This is a genomic window from Nitrobacter hamburgensis X14, from assembly GCF_000013885.1.
In the GTDB taxonomy this organism is placed as follows: Bacteria; Pseudomonadota; Alphaproteobacteria; order Rhizobiales; family Xanthobacteraceae; genus Nitrobacter; species Nitrobacter hamburgensis.
Genome location: NC_007961.1, coordinates 84,098 through 103,124, shown reverse-complemented (window position 1 = coordinate 103,124; position 19,027 = coordinate 84,098). Strand labels below are relative to the sequence as shown.

The 19,027-nt window shown below is 60.9% G+C and carries 22 protein-coding genes and 4 pseudogenes; 7 read left to right on the top strand and 19 right to left on the bottom strand.

Annotated elements, in window-relative coordinates:
* Positions 1 to 133: 133 nt before the first annotated feature.
* The 11 genes and pseudogenes from NHAM_RS28790 to NHAM_RS23640 all read right to left on the bottom strand — a co-directional run bounded on the left by NHAM_RS28790 (position 134) and on the right by NHAM_RS23640 (position 7,851).
* On the bottom strand, positions 134 to 292 hold the full coding sequence (locus NHAM_RS28790) for a hypothetical protein (protein WP_245270142.1): 159 nt from the start codon (positions 290 to 292) through the stop codon (positions 134 to 136).
* A 6-nt stretch (positions 293 to 298) separates the two neighbouring features.
* A complete protein-coding gene (locus tag NHAM_RS28785; protein WP_245270141.1) occupies positions 299 to 622 on the bottom strand; it encodes a hypothetical protein in 324 nt (107 codons plus the stop codon).
* Positions 623 to 633: 11 nt separating this feature from the next.
* Positions 634 to 1,233, bottom strand: a complete 600-nt coding sequence (locus NHAM_RS23680; protein ID WP_011505289.1) for a DUF1419 domain-containing protein — start codon at positions 1,231 to 1,233, stop codon at positions 634 to 636.
* A gap of 141 nt (positions 1,234 to 1,374) precedes the next feature.
* Positions 1,375 to 2,343 carry a DUF3991 and toprim domain-containing protein gene (locus NHAM_RS23675; protein WP_011505288.1) on the bottom strand — a complete coding sequence of 323 codons (969 nt, stop codon included), beginning with the start codon at positions 2,341 to 2,343 and terminating at the stop codon, positions 1,375 to 1,377.
* Between the two features lie 231 nt (positions 2,344 to 2,574).
* A complete protein-coding gene (locus NHAM_RS23670) occupies positions 2,575 to 2,757 on the bottom strand; it encodes a hypothetical protein (protein WP_011505287.1) in 183 nt (60 codons plus the stop codon).
* 687 nt (positions 2,758 to 3,444) lie between these two features.
* Positions 3,445 to 4,510, bottom strand: a pseudogene (locus tag NHAM_RS23665) (IS630 family transposase).
* Between the two features lie 363 nt (positions 4,511 to 4,873).
* Positions 4,874 to 5,065 (bottom strand): annotated as a pseudogene (locus NHAM_RS27840) (hypothetical protein); the annotation flags it as partial.
* A 166-nt stretch (positions 5,066 to 5,231) separates the two neighbouring features.
* Positions 5,232 to 5,756 (bottom strand): DoxX family protein, encoded by a 525-nt coding sequence (locus tag NHAM_RS23655; protein ID WP_011505286.1) that lies wholly within the window; start codon positions 5,754 to 5,756, stop codon positions 5,232 to 5,234.
* A complete protein-coding gene (locus NHAM_RS23650) occupies positions 5,753 to 6,559 on the bottom strand; it encodes an HvfC/BufC N-terminal domain-containing protein (RefSeq protein ID WP_011505285.1) in 807 nt (268 codons plus the stop codon). The genes NHAM_RS23655 and NHAM_RS23650 overlap by 4 nt, the downstream gene beginning before the upstream one ends.
* Entirely contained in the window at positions 6,543 to 7,439 is an 897-nt protein-coding gene (bufB, locus tag NHAM_RS23645; RefSeq protein ID WP_011505284.1) for an MNIO family bufferin maturase, read from the bottom strand. The genes NHAM_RS23650 and bufB overlap by 17 nt, the downstream gene beginning before the upstream one ends.
* 67 nt (positions 7,440 to 7,506) lie before the next feature.
* Positions 7,507 to 7,851, bottom strand: coding sequence for a BufA1 family periplasmic bufferin-type metallophore (locus NHAM_RS23640; RefSeq protein ID WP_011505283.1), 345 nt, complete (start codon positions 7,849 to 7,851; stop codon positions 7,507 to 7,509).
* Positions 7,852 to 8,427: 576 nt separating this feature from the next.
* On the opposite strand from NHAM_RS23640, the gene NHAM_RS23635 reads away from it, so the two are divergent.
* The 7 genes from NHAM_RS23635 (at position 8,428) to NHAM_RS23610 (ending at position 12,721) form a co-directional block, all read left to right on the top strand.
* Positions 8,428 to 9,063 carry a sigma-70 family RNA polymerase sigma factor gene (locus tag NHAM_RS23635; protein WP_011505282.1) on the top strand — a complete coding sequence of 212 codons (636 nt, stop codon included), beginning with the start codon at positions 8,428 to 8,430 and terminating at the stop codon, positions 9,061 to 9,063.
* The gene (locus NHAM_RS23630) at positions 9,060 to 9,731 is read left to right on the top strand and encodes an NrsF family protein (protein WP_011505281.1); all 672 of its coding nucleotides are present in this window, start codon (positions 9,060 to 9,062) and stop codon (positions 9,729 to 9,731) included. The genes NHAM_RS23635 and NHAM_RS23630 overlap by 4 nt, the downstream gene beginning before the upstream one ends.
* Positions 9,728 to 10,330 carry a TlpA disulfide reductase family protein gene (locus NHAM_RS23625; RefSeq protein ID WP_041359797.1) on the top strand — a complete coding sequence of 201 codons (603 nt, stop codon included), beginning with the start codon at positions 9,728 to 9,730 and terminating at the stop codon, positions 10,328 to 10,330. Before NHAM_RS23630 ends, NHAM_RS23625 begins: the two co-directional genes overlap by 4 nt.
* A gap of 39 nt (positions 10,331 to 10,369) precedes the next feature.
* Positions 10,370 to 10,543: a hypothetical protein gene (locus NHAM_RS26040; protein ID WP_347336468.1), complete on the top strand. Its 174-nt coding sequence runs from the start codon at positions 10,370 to 10,372 to the stop codon at positions 10,541 to 10,543.
* Complete coding sequence (locus NHAM_RS23620; protein ID WP_011505279.1) at positions 10,527 to 11,417, top strand: methyltransferase domain-containing protein; 891 nt, start codon at positions 10,527 to 10,529, stop codon at positions 11,415 to 11,417. The genes NHAM_RS26040 and NHAM_RS23620 overlap by 17 nt, the downstream gene beginning before the upstream one ends.
* Before the next feature lie 462 nt (positions 11,418 to 11,879).
* On the top strand, positions 11,880 to 12,221 hold the full coding sequence (locus tag NHAM_RS23615; protein WP_011505278.1) for a type II toxin-antitoxin system PrlF family antitoxin: 342 nt from the start codon (positions 11,880 to 11,882) through the stop codon (positions 12,219 to 12,221).
* The gene (locus NHAM_RS23610; RefSeq protein WP_011505277.1) at positions 12,218 to 12,721 is read left to right on the top strand and encodes a type II toxin-antitoxin system YhaV family toxin; all 504 of its coding nucleotides are present in this window, start codon (positions 12,218 to 12,220) and stop codon (positions 12,719 to 12,721) included. The genes NHAM_RS23615 and NHAM_RS23610 overlap by 4 nt, the downstream gene beginning before the upstream one ends.
* A 262-nt stretch (positions 12,722 to 12,983) precedes the next feature.
* Here NHAM_RS23610 and NHAM_RS26035 read toward each other — a convergent pair.
* From NHAM_RS26035 to NHAM_RS23575, 8 genes and pseudogenes are all read right to left on the bottom strand, one after another.
* Positions 12,984 to 13,253 (bottom strand): annotated as a pseudogene (locus tag NHAM_RS26035) (helix-turn-helix domain-containing protein); the annotation flags it as partial.
* Positions 13,254 to 13,679: 426 nt separating this feature from the next.
* On the bottom strand, positions 13,680 to 14,297 hold the full coding sequence (locus tag NHAM_RS23605; RefSeq protein ID WP_011505276.1) for a c-type cytochrome: 618 nt from the start codon (positions 14,295 to 14,297) through the stop codon (positions 13,680 to 13,682).
* A 279-nt stretch (positions 14,298 to 14,576) separates the two neighbouring features.
* A pseudogene (locus tag NHAM_RS23600) lies at positions 14,577 to 14,966 on the bottom strand (DUF4396 domain-containing protein); the annotation flags it as partial.
* A gap of 48 nt (positions 14,967 to 15,014) precedes the next feature.
* Positions 15,015 to 15,314: a copper-binding protein gene (locus tag NHAM_RS23595; protein ID WP_011505274.1), complete on the bottom strand. Its 300-nt coding sequence runs from the start codon at positions 15,312 to 15,314 to the stop codon at positions 15,015 to 15,017.
* Between the two features lie 47 nt (positions 15,315 to 15,361).
* Entirely contained in the window at positions 15,362 to 16,750 is a 1,389-nt protein-coding gene (locus tag NHAM_RS23590; protein ID WP_011505273.1) for a multicopper oxidase family protein, read from the bottom strand.
* An 11-nt stretch (positions 16,751 to 16,761) separates the two neighbouring features.
* Positions 16,762 to 18,219, bottom strand: a complete 1,458-nt coding sequence (locus tag NHAM_RS23585) for a TolC family protein (protein WP_011505272.1) — start codon at positions 18,217 to 18,219, stop codon at positions 16,762 to 16,764.
* A gap of 9 nt (positions 18,220 to 18,228) precedes the next feature.
* On the bottom strand, positions 18,229 to 18,528 hold the full coding sequence (locus NHAM_RS23580; RefSeq protein ID WP_041359793.1) for a hypothetical protein: 300 nt from the start codon (positions 18,526 to 18,528) through the stop codon (positions 18,229 to 18,231).
* A gap of 79 nt (positions 18,529 to 18,607) precedes the next feature.
* Positions 18,608 to 18,997 (bottom strand): hypothetical protein, encoded by a 390-nt coding sequence (locus NHAM_RS23575; RefSeq protein ID WP_245270140.1) that lies wholly within the window; start codon positions 18,995 to 18,997, stop codon positions 18,608 to 18,610.
* Between the last annotated feature and the right edge of the window lie 30 nt (positions 18,998 to 19,027).

Here is a 19,027-nt window from a genome sequence, read left to right as displayed (position 1 = left end):
GCAGCGGAAACGCGAAGCCCGGCGTGCGGCCAGGCTATCGCGAAGTTCGCGTGGTCTCGCGACCTATGAGGTCGCTTCGGAGGGAGAAGCTCGGGGAGCGGATGATTCCTTCGCGGCCTCGTTCCAGAACTCTTCAAGCACGTCGACAGTGGAGCGACAGCGGATGGCGTTGGCGGTGATGAGCATCACGCTGCCGCCAAAAACCGTCCGGCCGCATTTTCGTGCAGATATAAAACGTCGTGACCACGATCTCGTCGATCGTGGCTGAGCGGCGCACGATGTCCTGAAACATCCGGTCTCAACCGCAGTCGCCTTCCGTGAGGTCGACGTCGATGTCGTCCGGCGGGTCGTCGCCCGCTTCTGCGTCAGATCGCGCGAGCAACGCACTGACATGTTTGCCGATGCTGCTTTCGCCGTGGTCGCGCGACGCGTCGCAAGCGGCACGTAGATCGTCAACCGACAAAGTGACGATGTCGCTCGGTCCGCACCAAATATGAAAATAGACACCGTCCTCCTCATCCTCCGCATCGAAGGCGAGACCGAGGATCAGCCGCTCCAGCGGCGTGATGTCCGCGGCGGGAATATTCGGCTGCACGACGGTCGGTGAGTGGTAGTCTGCCATGACATCCTCCCTCACGCCGCGATCGCGTCAGGCAGATAGCGCAGATGTACCGGCAGCTTCGCCGAGATCTCGGCGTCGGTGAGCTGGTCGAGAAGCTTCAGCATCGTGCCGCGCTGCCCGCCGTAGACCAACACCGTGCGCCTGCCACGCAGGTGCTCGGCCCAGCCGTCGTCTGCATAGCCGCGATAATCGTCATGCGTGCTCGACCAGATGTGCTCGAGCCTCTCCTCGCGCGTCATCGCCTTCAGCGGCCGCGATTCCCGTTCGACGATTGCGGCGCGCATGCGGTCGGGCGAGCCTTTGTCGAAGAGATCGCAATAGGCGTGGAAGAAGCGCAAACGATCATCGATCGTGAGTGAAAAGAAGACGCTGGTGATCGAGTCAGTGAGGAATTCGCGCAGCGCGAACATCTCAGCCTTGATCCAAAGCGGCGGCAGGATCGCCAACATGGTATCATGGCCGACCTGGTCGATTTCGAACCATTTTCCGCGATAGAGAGCGGCATCGTCCGACGAACGTTTCGCCCGCTGTGCGTGGCGGTCGAACATGCGAAACATCTGCCGGCGGTCGGCGATGCCCTGATAGACTTTGCGGATCGGAGAGAGGGTCATGAGCGGGCTCCTTTCAGCCTCGTCAGGCCGGAGCGCGGCTCATCCTTCCGATTTCGCCATCACCTTCAGCCCTTCCTGACCTCCACCCGCGGCCGCCTCTCCGGTCCGGCGGGTCAAGGGCCGCGGCACGCGGGCGAAGCTTCACCCTTGACGCGACGGCCGGGCATGCGGCAGCCGGGTTTCCCATTTCTCTTCTCCCCTTCGTTCCCGATCTTTCCGCTCCTTCGCCTTAAGCTCGGCATTCCAGTCGACCTCCGTCGGACGAAGGCGCTCGAAGCCGCACCCGGTCTCGCTCGCTGCCGCCATCAGGCGATCCGCGTATTTATCGCCCTGCGCATTGCTGTCGGTCGCAGCGATAAGCGATGCGCCCGGCCGCACCAGGAGCGCTCGGATCGCGGCCTCCGTCGCCGGTGACCAGCCGCCGCCCGTGCTGAGATAGAGGCTGTTGGACCGGACGCACTCCAGCGCAGCGAGGCTCATGGCGTCGATCGCCGCTTCGGTCACGCAAATACGCGGCGCGTCAGCCCGACCGAACCGGAACAGCACCTTCGCACCCCCGGTCGAGAAGCCGCGCCATTGCGGCCCGCGCTCCTCCCAGCCGGTGACCATGCCGTTATCATCCACATGCGCCGCCCACATGCTGCCGCGAGGCCCTTCGCGGAGTAGGTCCTGCGCGATTGCAGCGCGGATGACGGTCTCCGCAACATCGCGTTCGTCGCGCAGATAGCGCCATGTCGCGGACCCTCGCCATGGGATACGCCGCGCGCGCCAGCGGTCGGGAATGCCAAGATCGCGATCTTGCGCGCGCGAACGCCGTATCCATACCGGCTCGACCGGCACGAAACCGACGAGGTCCGAGACCCGTTTCAGCACCTCGGCAAAACCGATGCCGTCGAGATGTTCGACCAGGGAAAACACGTCGCCCTTGGCATCCGACAGTGCATCGAACCAGCCCTTGCCGCCGTGGATCACGATGATGATGTCGTCAACGCGCCGGTATTTGATCGCCTTGCGCGTACTCTCCTTGATGTCGATCGTGAACCCGGCCTGTTCGAGTACCGCCGCGCAGAGCACACGGTCTTTCAACTCCTCGATATCCTTCTTTTCCATTGCCTTTCTCCGGCGCGTCTGCGCGCCGGACCTTTCCCGCTTGATTTTCCTTGTCCCGCACCTCGCGGGACCCACTCGCCTCCGCCGCGAAGGGCGAAGGGGGCAAGGGCGCGGCTGGCAACTGGTGAATCATGCGGGGCGCGCAGCGCCATCGCATCGGCCAGCCGCGGCGCAGCTTCCCTTGCCGCCGCCCGCTCGCAAGCGGCACGCGGCCGTCTGGGCGAACCCGGCTCAATGAGCCGGGCCGAACTGATGCGGATCGTATTCGTGAACAACCACGAGATCAGCGTCGTCGAGTTCGTCGCTCGGCATGACGCCGTATTCTCCATCGACCTCGAACAGCGTGACCGGGACCATGAGGGTGCGGGCGAGTTCGAACGCGTTTAACTGGGCGAGAGAAAGATCGTACGACATTTGAGGGCTCCATCTTGTGAAGCGAGGCCGATCCCCGCTCGATGGCGTCCGTCAGTGTCCTCAACCGGCCGCGATCACCGCGTAGGCGGAGCCGCAGCGGCGGCATGCTCGCATAGCCGACCCCTGATGAGGGTTGATCGTGGAAGGCCGTGCGGAGGACCAGGAAAGCCATCCACGGAGAGCGGGGTCGGACCTGCTCCAACGGTGGTCCGCACTCTCCTGCACGCGCTTTTCCGGGTCAGAGACTCGCAGCATCGCGCCGGCAGATACGTGGTCCGGCCGCCGCAGCTCAGGTCGGAAGGAGGAAATGCGTTGTCGGCCGAAGCGATATCGGCGCTTCCGCTCAGTCAGTCGTCGCCGCGAACAATTGGAGTCTCATCGTCGACGAACCACCGGCCATGAGAGCTGCATAGAAGATCGTTCGGGCGTAGCAACTGCACTGTCGAGCGCGTGGGAAGTGGTCAGTCCGTTTCACTTCTTCGTGCTGCCTTCGCATCAAACACGCGCAGTCACGTTGGATGACCTCGCCTGGCCGCACTCCATCGTGGCGCGCAACTACACGCCGACTCCGCAGAAGCGCGAGCCAGGCAGAACAGCTTGCGGCAACGATCATCACCCGAGTGGGCAGAAACGCGGTCTGGCGGCTCCGGTCGTCGGCGCGCGAGCGCCCGCGACTAGTACCCGGAATCATAGCTGAGTGATACGGCGGCCTTGGAAGCGACGTTGACGGACCTTTTTCTTGGTCCAGAGGAAGGGCTCGGCTTTGTCGTTGTACGCGTTGACGTAGGCATCGATGTGCTCCTGAAGCTGCTTGAGGCTTGTGAAGGAGGCTCCGCTAAGCGACTGGCCCTGTAATATCGAGAACCATACCTCGACCTGATTGAGCCAGGACGCGCTTGTCGGCGTAAAATGAAATTGCACGTTGGGGTGGGCCTTGAGCCAGTGCTCGTTTTTCTTGTGGGTGTTGAGGTTGTCGAGGATGACGTGAATCTTTCGGTCCGGAAAGGCCGCGGTGACGCTGTTCATGAAGTCAAGAAACTCGACGCGGCGACGGCGTTTTGAATGAGCCGCGATGATCTTTCCGGTGGCAACTTCGAGGGCCGCAAACAATGTTGTAGTGCCATGCCGCTTGTAATCGTGGCTCTGGCCGGTCAAGGCGCGGCCATTGGGTAACTTCAGATAACCCTGCGCTCGCTCCAATGCCTGGATCGAAGGCTTCTCGTCCACGCATAGCACGATGGCCTTTGCGGGCGGGGCGACGTAAAGGCCAACAACATCGGCGGCTTTGGCCGTAAAGTTCGGGTCGTTGCTTTCACACCAGGACTTGCGAGCCGCGAGATCAATCTTGTGGCTGCGCAGGAACCGCCAGACATATTGGACGTCAACATCGCCCCAGCGCCCCGGCCAGCAGAGGGCCGGTCCAGCGCGCAAACCCTTGCGGGGGCGGCTTGTCCAGCAGCTTCAGAATCCGCTTGTCGGTAGCCTTCGTATAGATCGGCTGCTTGCCGGGTCGCGGCTTGTCTTGCAGCCCTTCAAGGCCATGATCGGCATAGCGGTGCCGCCAAAGGCTGACAATCCGCGGCTGGACCCCGACTTCTTTGGCGATCGAGCGGGTGCTGCGCCCGTCCGCCGCCAACAGAACTATCCGCGCTCGCTTCAAATCGCGCTGCAACGTCACCGGTGAGCGACAACACGCCTCAAGCACATTGCGATCTTTCCTCGAAAGGCGAACTTCTCTTGCTTCGGGGATCATCCCGATCTTGAATCACGACTCACCTTCTAAGAAAAGGAGGTACTAGGCTCATCTGTGGACGCCCCGGAAGAAGCAAGGGCTAATTGGCTTTCTGACGCAGTTAGTCGGATGCTGCCATCTGTCCGGCTTCAAGATGCGGCGATGATGCGCCGCGGGCGCACAGGGGAGTTCGCGGACCAGCTCCCATATCAGGACTGCGTGCTTCGAAGCACAGTGACCCTATCTGGTTTTGCCGGCCCCGTCTCGTCGACCATTGCGCCGTATTTGCCTTCGCCCTCTACTCCTTCGACAACCTCACGCTCTAATCGCTTACGTAGCGGCTAAAGCGGGAGCTCGGTAAACTTCGTTATGCGCGAGCAGCGCTCACACGGTTCGCTCCATCTTGTTTGCGAGCGCGGTAAGGAACGCATGACCTCGCATGACCGCCAGATCGCGCTGCAGCCGTCCTCCGATCGTCTCGTTCTCGCCCCGCAGCCTGTCGCGCTGACGATTGCAGCATTGCTCCTCCAGCCAGGTGTTGAACGCATCCCATGTCGCAAACTGCGGGATAGGAACGCCCGCTGTCGTTACCGGTCTCGACAGGTATACTGTGCGTCGCAATTTCGTCCTCGGCTCATTGATCACCTCACCGGTAGATTCCGACACGATAACTGATGTCGAGTCGGTCTAAGCGTTGGGCCCTATGGTTTTCGCCCGATAGATCCACGAAGGCACTGGCAGGTCATTTCGTCTTCCTGAATTCGCGTTTTGAGACGATGGCAATGACCGCATCCAAGGACAGCCGTCCGGGCCCCAACGCCATGATCGCGAGCGCCATCGACGCCCACGGCAGATGGAAATTCGCCCACCCCTCGGGCACAGTGAGTTGAATGATGCCGGTCATCACCAACAGCGCGAGCGCAACGAAGCGGGTGCCCAGGCCGAGGACCAGCAAGATCGGCAGTGTGATCTCCGCCATTCCGACCAGATGCGCAACGACGTCCGGCATCGGGAACGGGTACTCGTTGCCGAAGATGTGGAGTTTGAACATATCTGAGAAAAGAAACTCCGTGCTCGGCGACAGCGACAAGAACCCATCCCAGCGGGTGAGTCCTGATTTGAAGAACGGCACCGCAAGCGCAATCCGCAACATCGGCGGCGCGACTGCCAGCCCGATCACGGTGAGCCATGAGGCCAACGTCTCAATGATCTTGCCGATGCGGCTCGACGAGATGGACAACCGCGGGTGTGACGTGTCGACGTTCATCGTACCACTCCTTTTGCCTCGAAGCGGACGCCCGAATGGGTCTGATAGGCGCAGAGCGCTCCCGCCTCGATAAGGCCAGCGATAGTGCTCGAGAGATCGAAACGGCCGTCACACTCGCCGGCGAGTTCGGCGGCTTTCGCGACCGTGTGACGTGCACCGATCGCGTCGATGAAATCGGGAGCCCCCGGCGAGAGAGAGCGAACCTGGACGACAGCGTCGGGACGGGCGACGAGCGCGGTCTCACCCTCGCCATCGAACACAACCTCGCCGGAGTCGCTGTCGCGAACGTTCATGTTCCATATTGTGAGAGCCGGCATCGCCGACCGGACGACGCGGACGGACGGGTGCAGCTGCAAGCGCAGGCTGGGGTACTGGTCGATCGGCACTTCACTGAAAGAGCTCGCCGTCAGCGCGCACGCGTCCCGAGCGTGATAAGCCTCGGCCCAGGCCCATTCGATGCGCGCGACGTCGGCCAGGTAAGGCAGGCTCGATGCCAGACGAAACGTCTCGATGAAGGCCGGAAAGCGTCCTCCATACTCCACGAGAATAGGCGACCGGGGCGGCTCGATGCGCACGTGGACGCCGGCCATGGCATCGAAGAATTCGTCGCCGACGAGCCGTCGAACCGCGGGATACACGGCCCGCAGGATTTCGATGAGGCCGACCACGACATTGTTTCGATAGACGGCGAAGCGCTTCGGGCACGGATCGCCATCGGGTCCGACGACTCCGGTCGGCGCCGGCTGCTCCGGATCAAGCAGCGCCGCGGCGAATTCTTTTTGCCTATCAACCGACAGCGCCATAGCTCCGTTCCTCCGCATGCGAGAGATCCATCAGCATCTCGGCCATTCTCGCCTCCGCCTGGAGCTCGGACCACGTGGGAATATTCGCGTCCCATTCGATCAGCGTTGGCGTTGGCGTTGGCCCTATGCGCTTCATGACGTCGCGAAAGAGATTCCAGACCAACTCGTCGACGCCCTTGTCATGGGAGTCGATCAGCAAGGGCCGTCCCTTGTCGTCGACCTGGCGTGTATGGCCAGCGAGATGGATCTCCTGGACGGAGCGAAGCGGAAAACTGTCGATGTAGGCCGTCGTGCCCCACTGTTGATTGGTGCAGGCCACGTAGACATTGTTCACATCGAGCAGCAAACCACAGCCGGTCCTGCGGGCAATCTCGGTGATGAAATCTGTTTCGCTCCATGTGCTTTCCTCAAACCAGACATAGGTCGAGGGGTTTTCGAGGAGCATTTGACGGCCGAGAACAGTCTGCACTTGATCGATATGTTCGACCACGCGAGATAGTGTCTCGTTTGTATAGGGAGTGGGCAGCAAATCGTTGAAGAATCTGCTCTCGTGTGTGGACCAGGCGAGGTGTTCAGAAAATAATCCCGGCTGATATCGCGCGATAAGGCTTGAAAGCCTCTTCAGGTGCTCGTTATCGAGAGGCATTGTGCCGCCGATCGACAGACCCACGCCATGTAAAGACAGCGGATAGAGCTCACGGATCTGCGTTAGATATCGATGCGGAGGACCACCCGCGCCCATATAGTTCTCGGCATGGACCTCGAAGAAGCCGATATTGGGTGTGTGATCTAGGATGTGCTGATAGTGCTCTGCTTTGAGGCCGACACCAGCTCGCGCTGGAATAGCGGTCCGATCCGAGAAAGCTTGTGCGCGTGCCATGAGCGCCTCCCGATGCGCGTTGGGGGAAACACGGGCGGACGCACAGGGCCGTCCGCCCGTCGATGCTTCAGGCTGACTTGGGCTTGAGGCTGCCGACGCCATTGGGCGTCTTGATCGTGGTGCAGGTCCCCTTGGGCTCGAGCTTGAAGGCATTGCCCTGATAGTCGACCGTGCTCGTGCCGGCGCAGGTCGTGCCGGCACCTGCGTAGCAGTCGTTCTGGCCCTTCAGCGCGACGCCAAAGCACATTTCCATCTTGCCGCCCTTGACCGTCTCTTTGGTCATGGCCCGCTTCTTCATCATTTGTTCCTTGGTCATCATAGGCTTATCCTGCGCCATGGCAGTCGAGGCCGCGAAGGTGCCCAGGGCAAAGGCGAACGCGCTGGCGACAAGCACCGGATTTGTGGCTTTCATTTCGAATCCTCCAAACAGGGTTGACCAGCGACAGGCATCGTGCGCCGGCGGCAAGCCGACGTGGCCTGCTCACCTAAAAGTTCGCTCCGTCGCAAGAATGGTTACGCACAATCGGAAAGCGGAGGATCGGCCCCGGGCAGCCCACTATGGCCGAGATATGGCGAAACCGGGTTTTGTGCGGTCTGCAGACAAGGACCGTGACGACCCGACGGTTTGAGCAGCAAAGCAGGTCGTGCGCTGAGGCGCCTGTCTATGTAAGCTGCTCACCTAACCTTCGCGTGTTGAGGAAAGTCATGGCCCATTCAGCCATCGCGAGAGGGTTCGCCCCCGGCAAGCCGCATCGGCTACGACAAGGTCGCATCCGATTTCGAGAGTCTGCCGATCGGCAAGCCTTGCGAGCCGTAGTGTTGCGCAATGCTGCGATGGTCACGCGCGGATTCGCGTCGCGGTCCCAAAGGTTACGTCCCCCCGACAAAAAGAAAGTTCCTGCCACAAGGCGCTGTCAGAGCTACGGTGGAGCAACGCGGCAAGACGAAACGTCGGATCGCGCCGCCAGAACTATGAGGAATATGGCCGATGGCACCGGGCCGCCACAAGGATAATCCGACGTTGAGACTTGTTCGTGAAGGTGACACCAGCCGTCGTGCTGAGAATGCCTCGACAAAGCGCGACGTCGAATGGTCGATCTACATGGCGCGGGCGCAGAGCGGCGACCAGGATGCCTATAGCCGGCTGCTGACCGAGATCACGCCTTATCTGCGCACTTTAGCAGGTAGGCACCATCGCTCTCCCCAGGATGTCGAAGATACGATCCAGGACATCCTTCTGACGATTCACTCAATTCGGCAGATCTACGATCCGACACGACCGTTCACGCCCTGGCTTGTCGCAATAGGCCGCCGGCGGATCATCGATCGGCTGCGGCGGCAGGGGCGCTCGACCGTCCGCGAGACGCCCTTGAACGAAGACCATGAAACCATTGTGGAGGTTGAAGCGAACATAGAGACAAGAGCCGATGGACGCTCGCTGCGTGAGGCGGTCGACAAGCTGCCGCCAGGCCAGCGGGAGGCCATCACCCTCCTGAAGCTCCAGGAGATGTCGTTGAAAGAAGCTGCGGAGCGAAGCGGAATGTCCATTGCGGCACTCAAAGTTGCGACACATCGGGCTCTGAAGAGCCTGCGGACGATTCTTGGCAAGGATGATAATTCGTGATCGCGACCTCGGACCTGATTGCATCTCTCAGCGCTCATGCGACACCCGTGCGCCGCCTTCGGCCCCCGCTTGTCCGGGCGTGTTGCTGGCTCTCCCTAGCCTTCCTGATTCTTGTCCTGTTGGGCGTCAGCCACGGCTTGCGTCCGGACTTCGCAAAGCAACTCGGTGATCGCGCCTATGTGGTTGGGCTCGTCGCCTCCCTCCTGACGGGCGTATTCGCGACCGTCGCTGCCTTCATGCTCAGCCTCCCTGATCGGTCACGCCTTTACGCGCTTTTGCCGGTGCCGAGCCTGCTGGTCTGGATGCTGACCATTAGCGTCGGTTGCTTGACCGATTGGGTCGCTGTGGGGCCCGAGGGGATGAAGATGGACGAAGCGGCATCGTGTTTCGCCACCCTGGTGCTGACCAGTCTCCCACTGTCCTTGGCGCTCTTGGTGATGCTCCGCTACACGGCAAGCCTGCGTCCCGCCACTGTGATTTGGATGGGCAGCCTCGCTATCGGTGCGCTGACAGCCAGCGCCCTTACGCTGTTTCATGACATCGACGCGACGGTCATGATCCTCATGTGGAATCTTGGCGCGGCCGGGTTGATCGTTGCGCTTGGTCGGATCTTCGGGCACCGGATGTTGTCCTGGGTGGCACCCAAGCCGCTGGGCCGTGCCCCATGATGTGGGTCCATCCGTTCTTGCGCATCGCAACAGCGGTCCTCGTTTCAGTGGCGGCAACGCTCTCGAGCGCGACTGCGCACCCCGAATCGCTCGATCCGCCGACGCTGCGCAACGGGATAAGCCAGTTCGTTCTGGAGGAGCCGCTTAGGCCTGCGCCGCTCATGCGACTCCGCGGCCTCGACGGCCGCACCCTGAGTATGGACAAGTTCTACGGAAAGGTCGTTCTCCTCAATTTCTGGGCCAGTTGGTGTGCTCCTTGTGTGGAGGAAATGCCGTCTCTCGAGGCGCTTGCAGCGAGTCTTCCGTCTGACCGCTTCGTCGTTGTCGCGGTCTCACTCGACAGCGGCGATGGTCGGCAGGTGAAGTCGTTCGTCAAGCGACACAATCTTCGGCATCTGACCGTCGTGCGCGATCCCAACCACGAGTTCGGTGCGTTGACCAGTGAGGGGAAGCCGGAACCAACCATGCCCGTCTATGGCTATCCAACCACCTACATCCTGGACAAGCGGGGCTTGGTCACGGGGTTTCTGGTGGGTCCCACGACGTGGGATTCTCCTCTCGCGCGGTCGTTCATCGACTATTTCATCAATCTCAAGTGACGGCTTCGCCGTTGGCTCACGAAACAGAGCGGAGCACGGATGACGATTTTAGGTATACTCGGCGGAAGCGGCGTTTACGACATCGCCGAGCTGGAAGATCCAACCTGGTTGAGGATCGAATCGCCTTTTGGCGAGACATCCGACGAGTTCCTGTTCGGCACGCTGGACGGTCTTAAAGTCGTCTTTGTCCCGCGCCATGGCCGCGGCCATTGAACCGCGCCGGGTTTGCCGGAGGCCATTTGGTTTAAGTTACGCGGCCATGCCTGATTGTTCCAGCATGGCGCAGTTGGCGGGGCCTCAAGGCCATGTCGTGGGAATCGACGCAACGCCAGAGCAGCTCGCGATCGCGCGAGCGCACGAGAACTGGCACCGGGATCGGTTCGGCTATCCGAAGTCCACAGTGACTTTTGTCGAGGGTGACGTGTCGCGCCTCGACGAATTGAGCTTCGACAATGACAGCTTCGACCTGATCGTATCCAACTGCGTGATCAACCTGATACCTGATAAAGCAGCGGTCTTCGCCGCAGCCTATCGTCTCCTCAAGAAAGGCGGCGAGCTCTATTTCTCCGACATCTACTCGGACCGGCGCGTCCCTGCGGTATTGCGGGCAAACCCGATCCTGCACGGCGAATGTCTCGCAGGTGCGCTCTATTGGGGCGATTTCCTCAACCTGGCGAAGTCCGCAGGCGACCCGCGTCTAGTCAGCGATCGCAGCCTTGGGATCAATGATCTCGAAATCGCCGAACTTGTCGGTCCCGTCGAATTTTATTCTGCAACCTACCGTCTCTTCAAACTCGACGGGCTGGAATCCGCTTGCGAGGATTACGGGCAGGCCGTTCGCTATCGCGGGACGGTCCCCGAGGCTGTACACAACTTCGTCCTCGACAAACATCATGACATCGATGCCGGGCGTCTCTTCCCCGTTTGCGGCAACACCTATCGCATGCTCCAGGAGAGCCGACTCGCACCGCATTTTGAGTTCTTCGGCGACACAAACCGGCACTATGGCATCTTCAAAGGTTGTGGCACGGACTTGCCGTTCTCACGCGAAGCCCAGCGCGCTGTCGCTGGCGGTAGCTGCTGCTAAGCGAGCGAGAAGATTGTCTCGACCATGACCGATGCCAGCCTTGAGCCGCCGCTTTACCCGTTCGATTGTTCGCCGTCAGGGTAGAATGCGGCGTCCGAAATTTTTCTGCCGCTCCTAGCGGTACATAAAATTCTGGTCCAATTGGATCTTGGCGCCTCAAGCAATTCCCCCAGATAAGCGAGTTTTCCTCTGTAGCACAGCTGCAGCGTGTTGGCAGAGGACATCCAAACACCCGCACGCTTCCGACTTGGCCCTTTCCGCTGCAGGCGAATTTCGCGGCTGGCGCGCCTTTAATGCTGAGGCGCGCCCAGTTGCGGTTCGCGAACGCTACACCGTGGAGTTACCCACTCCGATCCCCAAACCAGGCTTGGAAACATTACTTTCTCGCCAAACGAATAGGCGATCTTGACTTACAATGCAAATGCATTACATGGGTTGGCATGACGACGCAAGGAGCCGATTATGGCAAAGACAGCTGAAATCCTTGAAATCCCCGCGACGATAACGGACCGCGGCCAGACGACCGTGCCCGCCGCCATCCGCAAGATGCTTGCACTTGGCAAACGCGACCAAGTGGTGTTTCGCGGGCTGGCTGACGGCACCGTCATGATCTCGAAAATGGAGGCGCGCGCGGACCAGAACGATCCCGTGATCGGCAAGTTCCTCGACTTCCTGGCGCGCGACATGGCGAAAGAACCTGCACGGATTCGGCCGATGTCGAAGTCGCTGCTCACGCGCGGCAAGGCGCTGGTCAAGGGCGTCAAGGTCGACCTCGACGCAGCTCTCCCGGTCGACGAGGCGTGAGCGACGACATCGTTAAGATCAACGGTTGGACGATCTACGCGCATCCCCTCTTTCTCGATCAGCTCGAGGCGATGATCGAGACCGTCGAGAAGACACGGAAGAAAGATCCCACGAAATACAAGAAAAAACGCGGCGCGAAGCTCCTCGCGGCCGTCTTGAAGGTCGCGTTCGAAGACATACCGGGTGACCCGACGCGCGAGATCTACCGGCAGGGAAGCACGCTTGGCGAGGATTACAAACACTGGTCCCGCGCCAAATTCCTCCAGCAGTTCCGCCTATTCTTCCGCTACCAGCAATCAGCAGACGCCAAGATCATCGTTCTCGCATGGGTGAATGATGATTCGACGCTGCGCGCCTACGAGAGCGCGAACGACGCGTACGCAGTATTCAGGAAGATGTTGGACCGGGGAAACCCACCAGACACGTGGAACAAACTCCTCTCGGCAGCCTCGAGTGGCGAATCCAGGCGGCGCCTGTCGCGCTCAACGCGCGGGAGATGAGGTCAGCCGCTGTTGTTCCACCACAAGCGCCGATGGACATAATTCACGGTGGCGCCGCCAGACTTCAACGGGAGATGTCATCGGACAGGGAGTACCCGCGAAATGCCTAGTACCCGGAATCATAGCTGAGTGATACGGCGGCCTTGGAAGCGACGTTGACGGACCTTTTTCTTGGTCCAGAGGAAGGGCTCGGCTTTGTCGTTGTACGCGTTGACGTAGGCATCGATGTGCTCCTGAAGCTGCTTGAGGCTTGTGAAGGAGCCTTCGTATAGATCGGCTGCTTGCCGGGTCGCGGCTTGTCTTGCAGCCCTTCAAGGCCATGATCGGCATAGCGGTGCCGCCAAAGGCTGACAATCCGCGGCTGGACCCCGACTTCTTTGGCGATCGAGCGGGTGCTGCGCCCGTCCGCCGCCAACAGAACTATCCGCGCTCGCTTCAAATCGCGCTGCAACGTCACCGGTGAGCGACAACACGCCTCAAGCACATTGCGATCTTTCCTCGAAAGGCGAACTTCTCTTGCTTCGGGGATCATCCCGATCTTGAATCACGACTCACCTTCTAAGAAAAGGAGGTACTAGCTTTCGGCCACGCCAAAAGGCAACGGCTATCAGGCCACGGTAACGTTTCCTGGCGGCGTCTCGATCAACTCGGCGAAAACCTATCCGACGATCGGCGAAGCCATTGCCGCCGCCGCGATGAAACTGCTCGACATGCCTGAACGCCTTGCAAGTCAAACAGGCGGCTGATCAGAGCCCGTTCAGCAAAGCTCATGCCATTGCTAGGGCGATTCGGGCGAAGCTATAAAGACCCGGGTCGAGTACATCGCCGCGACGATGTTGAGGGCAGGTGCCGTTGGCCGCATCTCAGATGGCGAAAAGGGGGGCGAATGCCATCAGGGCAAGGAACGCGGTCCCACCCGCTTGGCCTACAGTGGCGCACATCCTCCGGCCTCCAACCGTTAGTGATGATGGCGCGGCTTCGGACCGGCTTCGTTCGATGGGTCCGCGTTGTGTTCCTGATGTCCGCCATGCGTGTGACCGTCACCTCGGTCCATGGATTCCATCTCTTCGTCGGGAGGCGCTTTTGCGACGATGTCCTTGTATTGCTGGGCCGACATTCCCGGTAATTTCCCCACGAAGGCAACGATGCTCCAGAGTGTCTCGTCGTCGTGTCCGAGTCCCCACGCCGGCATTCCGCTCATCTTCAAGCCGTGTTTGGTGACCCAGAACACGGTTTTGGGATCGATGGGATGTTCGGAGAGCTTGGGCGGTTTCGGGTAAAGGCCCGGCCGGATTTCCGACTCCGATTTGCCGGGCGCGAGGTGACAGTCCGCGCACATCGCCGCGTATTGTCCCGCGCCTTTGAGGATCAGTTGCTCGCCCGTCAGGTCCGGGACCTGGATATCGTTGGCCCGAACGGCAATGGCGCGGTCACGAACGATCTCTATGATTTTTCTGGTGAGCGTCCAATGCGGGGTATCAGCTCCAACGTCATAGACGCCCGAGAACACGAAGGCTCCGGCTCCCGCCAGCACGATCACAACCGCGAGGATCGCGGCACCAACCAATTTGGTCATTTCGAAGATAGCTCCTTTTCAATTCGGTAATTCCATTTGATGAGACCGGCTGCAAAGGAGAGCGGCTTGTTTCTGACTCCCCTGAAGCGGATGCGACCACTTCGGCGGGAAGCCGCAAAACCGAATCCACCGCTCATTGAACATTCAGAACCAGCATCAGCCCGCCGCCGCCGTGCTGCTCGACGTTGTTGTTCGAGGTGTGGTGCGGATGTGGCAATGCACGAGCCACTTGCCCGGCTTGCGGGCGGTCCAGATGACATCATAGCGCTGGCCCGGGGGCGACTGGAAGATCAAAAGCCCGAACGAGAACCCGGCGATGTATTCGACAATCAGGTCGATCCACATCGACAGCCCGAGCGACGCCGTCACGACAGCGGCTAGGATGATGCCCGTCGCGTCGCCGGCGACGCAGTGGATGGTGCTGCCGATGCCCTGCTTCCACAGTGGCGAGGTGAACTGCTCATGTTCGCCCGGATGAGGCTCCTTGTCGGCGAGCACATACAGCAGCAGCCCGAACGGCCCCATGTAGAGCGTGACGAGGATGAAGCCCCATTTCATCACCGTCGGTTCTGGGTTGCCGTTGAACTGGTCGAACGCGACGTAGGCGGTCGACACGGCCGCGAGGGCGAACCATGCGATCAAATAATAGTCGTAGGGAAGCGCTACCATGAATCGTCCTCGCGGATACGGTTCAGCCGATCGGTCGTCTTTCGCCGACTATTTCGCCCTTTGCAGCTTGGCGATCGTAAATCCAGCGCTGGCCTTCTCGGTCTCAAACTGAACTTTGTCGCCGGGCTTCACTTGCTTCCGCATCGCGGGATCCTCGACGCGAAAAACCGTCGTCATGTTGTCGTCTTCCATATCGAGGTTCTTGATCGGACCGCTAGTCATGGTGATCTTTGCGCCGGCAACGTCGACCTTCTTGACAGCGCCCTTTGCCATCGCCTGCGCGGAGGCGGCGAGCGGAGCGAAGAGCGAAGGCACGAAGACGGCAGATGCGAGGTTTGTGGGTTTCATTTTCTTTCCTTTGAGTGGTAGCTGCCGACGATCAAAAAAGAAGGCGGCTACATGCCCTTCATTCCCTTCATGTCCATGCCTTTCATCCCCTTCATGCCCTTCATCGCATCGGGCTGGCCGGTCTTTTCGGAGCCGGTTTGACGCGGAGCCTGGCCGGCGGGCGCATCGACCAAGTGCGCGACCGTGCCTTCGGGATACTTGTAGGGACCGGGATCACTGTAATCGTCGCGCGCGAGCCCCTCGCGGATCTTCATGACGGTAAACATCCCACCCATTTCGATCGGACCGAATGGTCCCGTTCCGGTCATCATCATCAGCGTGTTGTCGGGCATCGGCATTTCCATCTCGCCCATCGCCATTCCCCTCGATCCCATCGCCATTGCATCCGGCGCGAGCTTTCCAACCGCTTTGGCTAAATCCTTGGGGGACACGCCGATCATGTTCGCAACATTGTGTCCCATCGCGTTCATGGTGTGATGCGACTTGTGACAATGAAACGCCCAGTCGCCGGGATTATCCGCCACCACGTCAAAGGCCCGGACGGCGCCGACGGGGACATTGACGGTGGTTTCAGGCCACTGCGCGCTTTCGGGGACCCAGCCTCCGTCCGTGCAGGTGACCGCGAAATGATGACCGTGCAAATGGATCGGATGGCTCGTCATGGACAGATTGCCCATGCGCACACGCACACGATCCCCCAGACGAACCGGCAATACGTCGATCCCCGGGAAGACGCGGCTGTTCCATGTCCACATGTTGAAATCGGTCATCTCGGAGACTTTGGGCAGATAGGTACCGGGATCGATGTCGTAAGTGCTCATGATGAAGACGAAGTCGCGGTCGACGGGACGGAAGGTCGCGTCGCGTGGATGCACGACGATCATGCCCATCATGCCCATCGCCATCTGCACCATTTCGTCGGAATGCGGGTGGTACATGAAGGTCCCGCTGTTACGCATCTCGAATTCGTAGACGAAGGTCTGGCCGGGTTTGATGTGCGGCTGATTGAGGCCGCCGACACCGTCCATGCCGTTTGGCACGATCATGCCGTGCCAATGCACGGTGGTATGTTCCGGCAGTTTGTTGGTGACGAAGATGCGGACCTTGTCGCCCTCGACGGCCTCGATGGTCGGGCCCGGCGCCTGACCATTGTAGCCCCACAGGAAGGCCTTCATGCCCGGCGCGAACTCGCGCACGACCGGTTCGGCGACGAGATGGAATTCCTTCCAGTCGCCGTTCATTCGCCAAGGCAAGGACCAGCCATTCAACGTCACAACCGGGCGATAGTCCGGGCCGCTCGACGGGTGCAGCGGCGGCTGCATCGTCGCCTTGTCCATCATCGGAGCTTCGGGAATATTCGCGGCCTGGGCGCGGCCGCTCACCGCCGTTGCGCTGACCAGCGCCGCGGTGCCGAGAAATCCTCTGCGCGATAGCATGTTGGTCTCCTTCAATGGCCGCCGTTGCCGCCCGTCCGGGCGGTGGTCGTGGGGGATTTGCTTTGACCTTCTCCGCTGCCGCCGCCGTTGACGGCGGTTTGCAGGTCGGACTGCGCGAACCAGAAGGCGCGTTTGGCTATGATCGCCGCACGCAACGAGGCAATCCGTTGACGCGCTTCCGTCAGCAGCGCGAAGACGTCGACCTGCATGCTCGAGAGGCGCAGCTGCATCTCTTCCGTGATGATCTTGCGCAGCGGCAGGACCTCGCGCTGATACTGGCTGGCGATTTCATAGGAGGAACGATAGCTGCGGTAGGCGTCGCGTGCTTCCGACCGGACGTTGACGGCCTTTTCGGTCAGACGATTGAATGCCTGGTTGTAGGTCTCGGCGGCCTGCCGGACTCTCACCTCGCCGCCGTCGAAGATCGGGATCTGGAACTGGATGTCAAACCCGCGTTCGCGGAAGGGCGTGCTTTCGGGATCGCGGGTCTTGCGGTCGATGCCGGCGATATCGAGCATCGTGACAAACCGGCTGGCTTCGGTGAGGTTCAGCGATTTTGCGAGCGCGTCGAGTTCGATGCGGGCGACCTGCAGATCGATACGGTGTTCGACGGCGTCGACTTCGATGCGCGGCAAGGTCCGCGGACGCTGCGGCAGAGCCGGCAGGTGGCTCGGCAGTTTGAAATTGAGATCGCCGTCCCACAGGCCCAACAGCCGCGCCAGGGCTTCGCGCGAACTCGTCGCCTCCTGACGCAGCGACGCAAGATCCGCGGTGGTTTCGGCATAGAAGACCTGCTCACGGGCCTGATCGAGCTTGTTAAGGGAGCCTGTCTCGCCAAGTTTCTTCGACAGTTGCGCGGTGGATTCGGCGGTGGCCTTGGCGTCGCTGAGAAGGGCGACGAGTTCGTTTGCGGCTACCGCGCGGTAAAAATCGCGTCTGACATCGGCGGCAAGCCGAAGCGTTTCCAATGCGGCGCGAAGCTGTGCCTGCCGGAAACGCTGCTTCGCGATCTCCGAACGGAACGGCAGCGTCGCAAGTGCGAGGATGTCTCCCACGACCTGGCGCTCGATCTCGGTGGCGCCGTTGCCCGAAATGCGCGAGACCGAGAAGGTCGGATTGGGCGGCAGGCTTTCCTGAACACGATCGGCTTCGGCCAACGCCAACTCATTGTACGACGCCTGAAGCCCGCGATTGTTGAGCAACGCGACCTGAACCGCGGTTTCGACGTTGAGCGTCCGGTGCAGCAGACGCTTGACGCTGTCGTCCGCCCGCTGCGCGTCGTCCACCGAGCGGATCGCGATCACGTCCTTCCTGATCGTGTTGCCGGCGATGTCGGCGACGACGCCCATGCCGCGATCCGGCGAGAAAGTCGCGCAACCGGAGAGAACAAGAGAACCGGCCAGCACCAGCACCGACCGACTATTTCGAAGAAGACTCTGATGCAGCCACGCGCCACGGACGATTTTCATGACGTGCTCCTAATGTTCGTGGCCGGACGTCGGTGACGGCGTGACGCGCTGGTTCTGTTCGGTCCAACCCGAAGGCGCCGCCGGACGGAAGCTGGTGTAAGGCGCGATGCTCGACCGGTAACCGACGCCGGCGACCCTCGCGCCTGGATCTGCGGGATCCGGACCGGCCAGCGGCGCCGGAGGCAGCGCACAGCCGCCGAGCGTTATGGCCGCGACGACCATCCCTGCGAATGTCCCAAGTCTTCTTCCGAATATTCCGCGCACCACCGAACCAACGGCGGCGACAGTCGCCCCAAGCTGCGCTGACATAAGAGTTTCCTGAACTGACGGTGGACCACAGGTGTACGTGCCCTGAACGGGCACGGCACCGCGTCATGCTGTTGTCAGGTCAGGAAATGGGGGGACGATAGAGTTGTGGGGGCGGGTTGTCCGTCAGTTTCCGATAATGATCGGACGCCCGAACGGCCTTCGGCACCGACGGCTGTGCCACAGCGACGAGCGGCGTGGGAAGAGCGGTGACGCTCTTCAGTCCGCAGCACTTGCCGTCCGCCGAATGCGACGCTTTTGCCGGATCGACGTCGCTCTTCAGCGCGACAGACTTTGCATCATGATCCGCAGATGAATCCGCGTGGGTCTGGACGCCGGAATGATGATGGGCATGTCCGTTCTTGTGGATGTGCATCATGCCTTCATGATGCACATGGATCATGCCCGGCACGTGATCGTCGTCGGTCAGGCAATAAGGCGTAGCCTGACTGCCGGGCAAGGCGAAGGACACCGTCGGCGCCAGCACGCAAAACAGATAAGC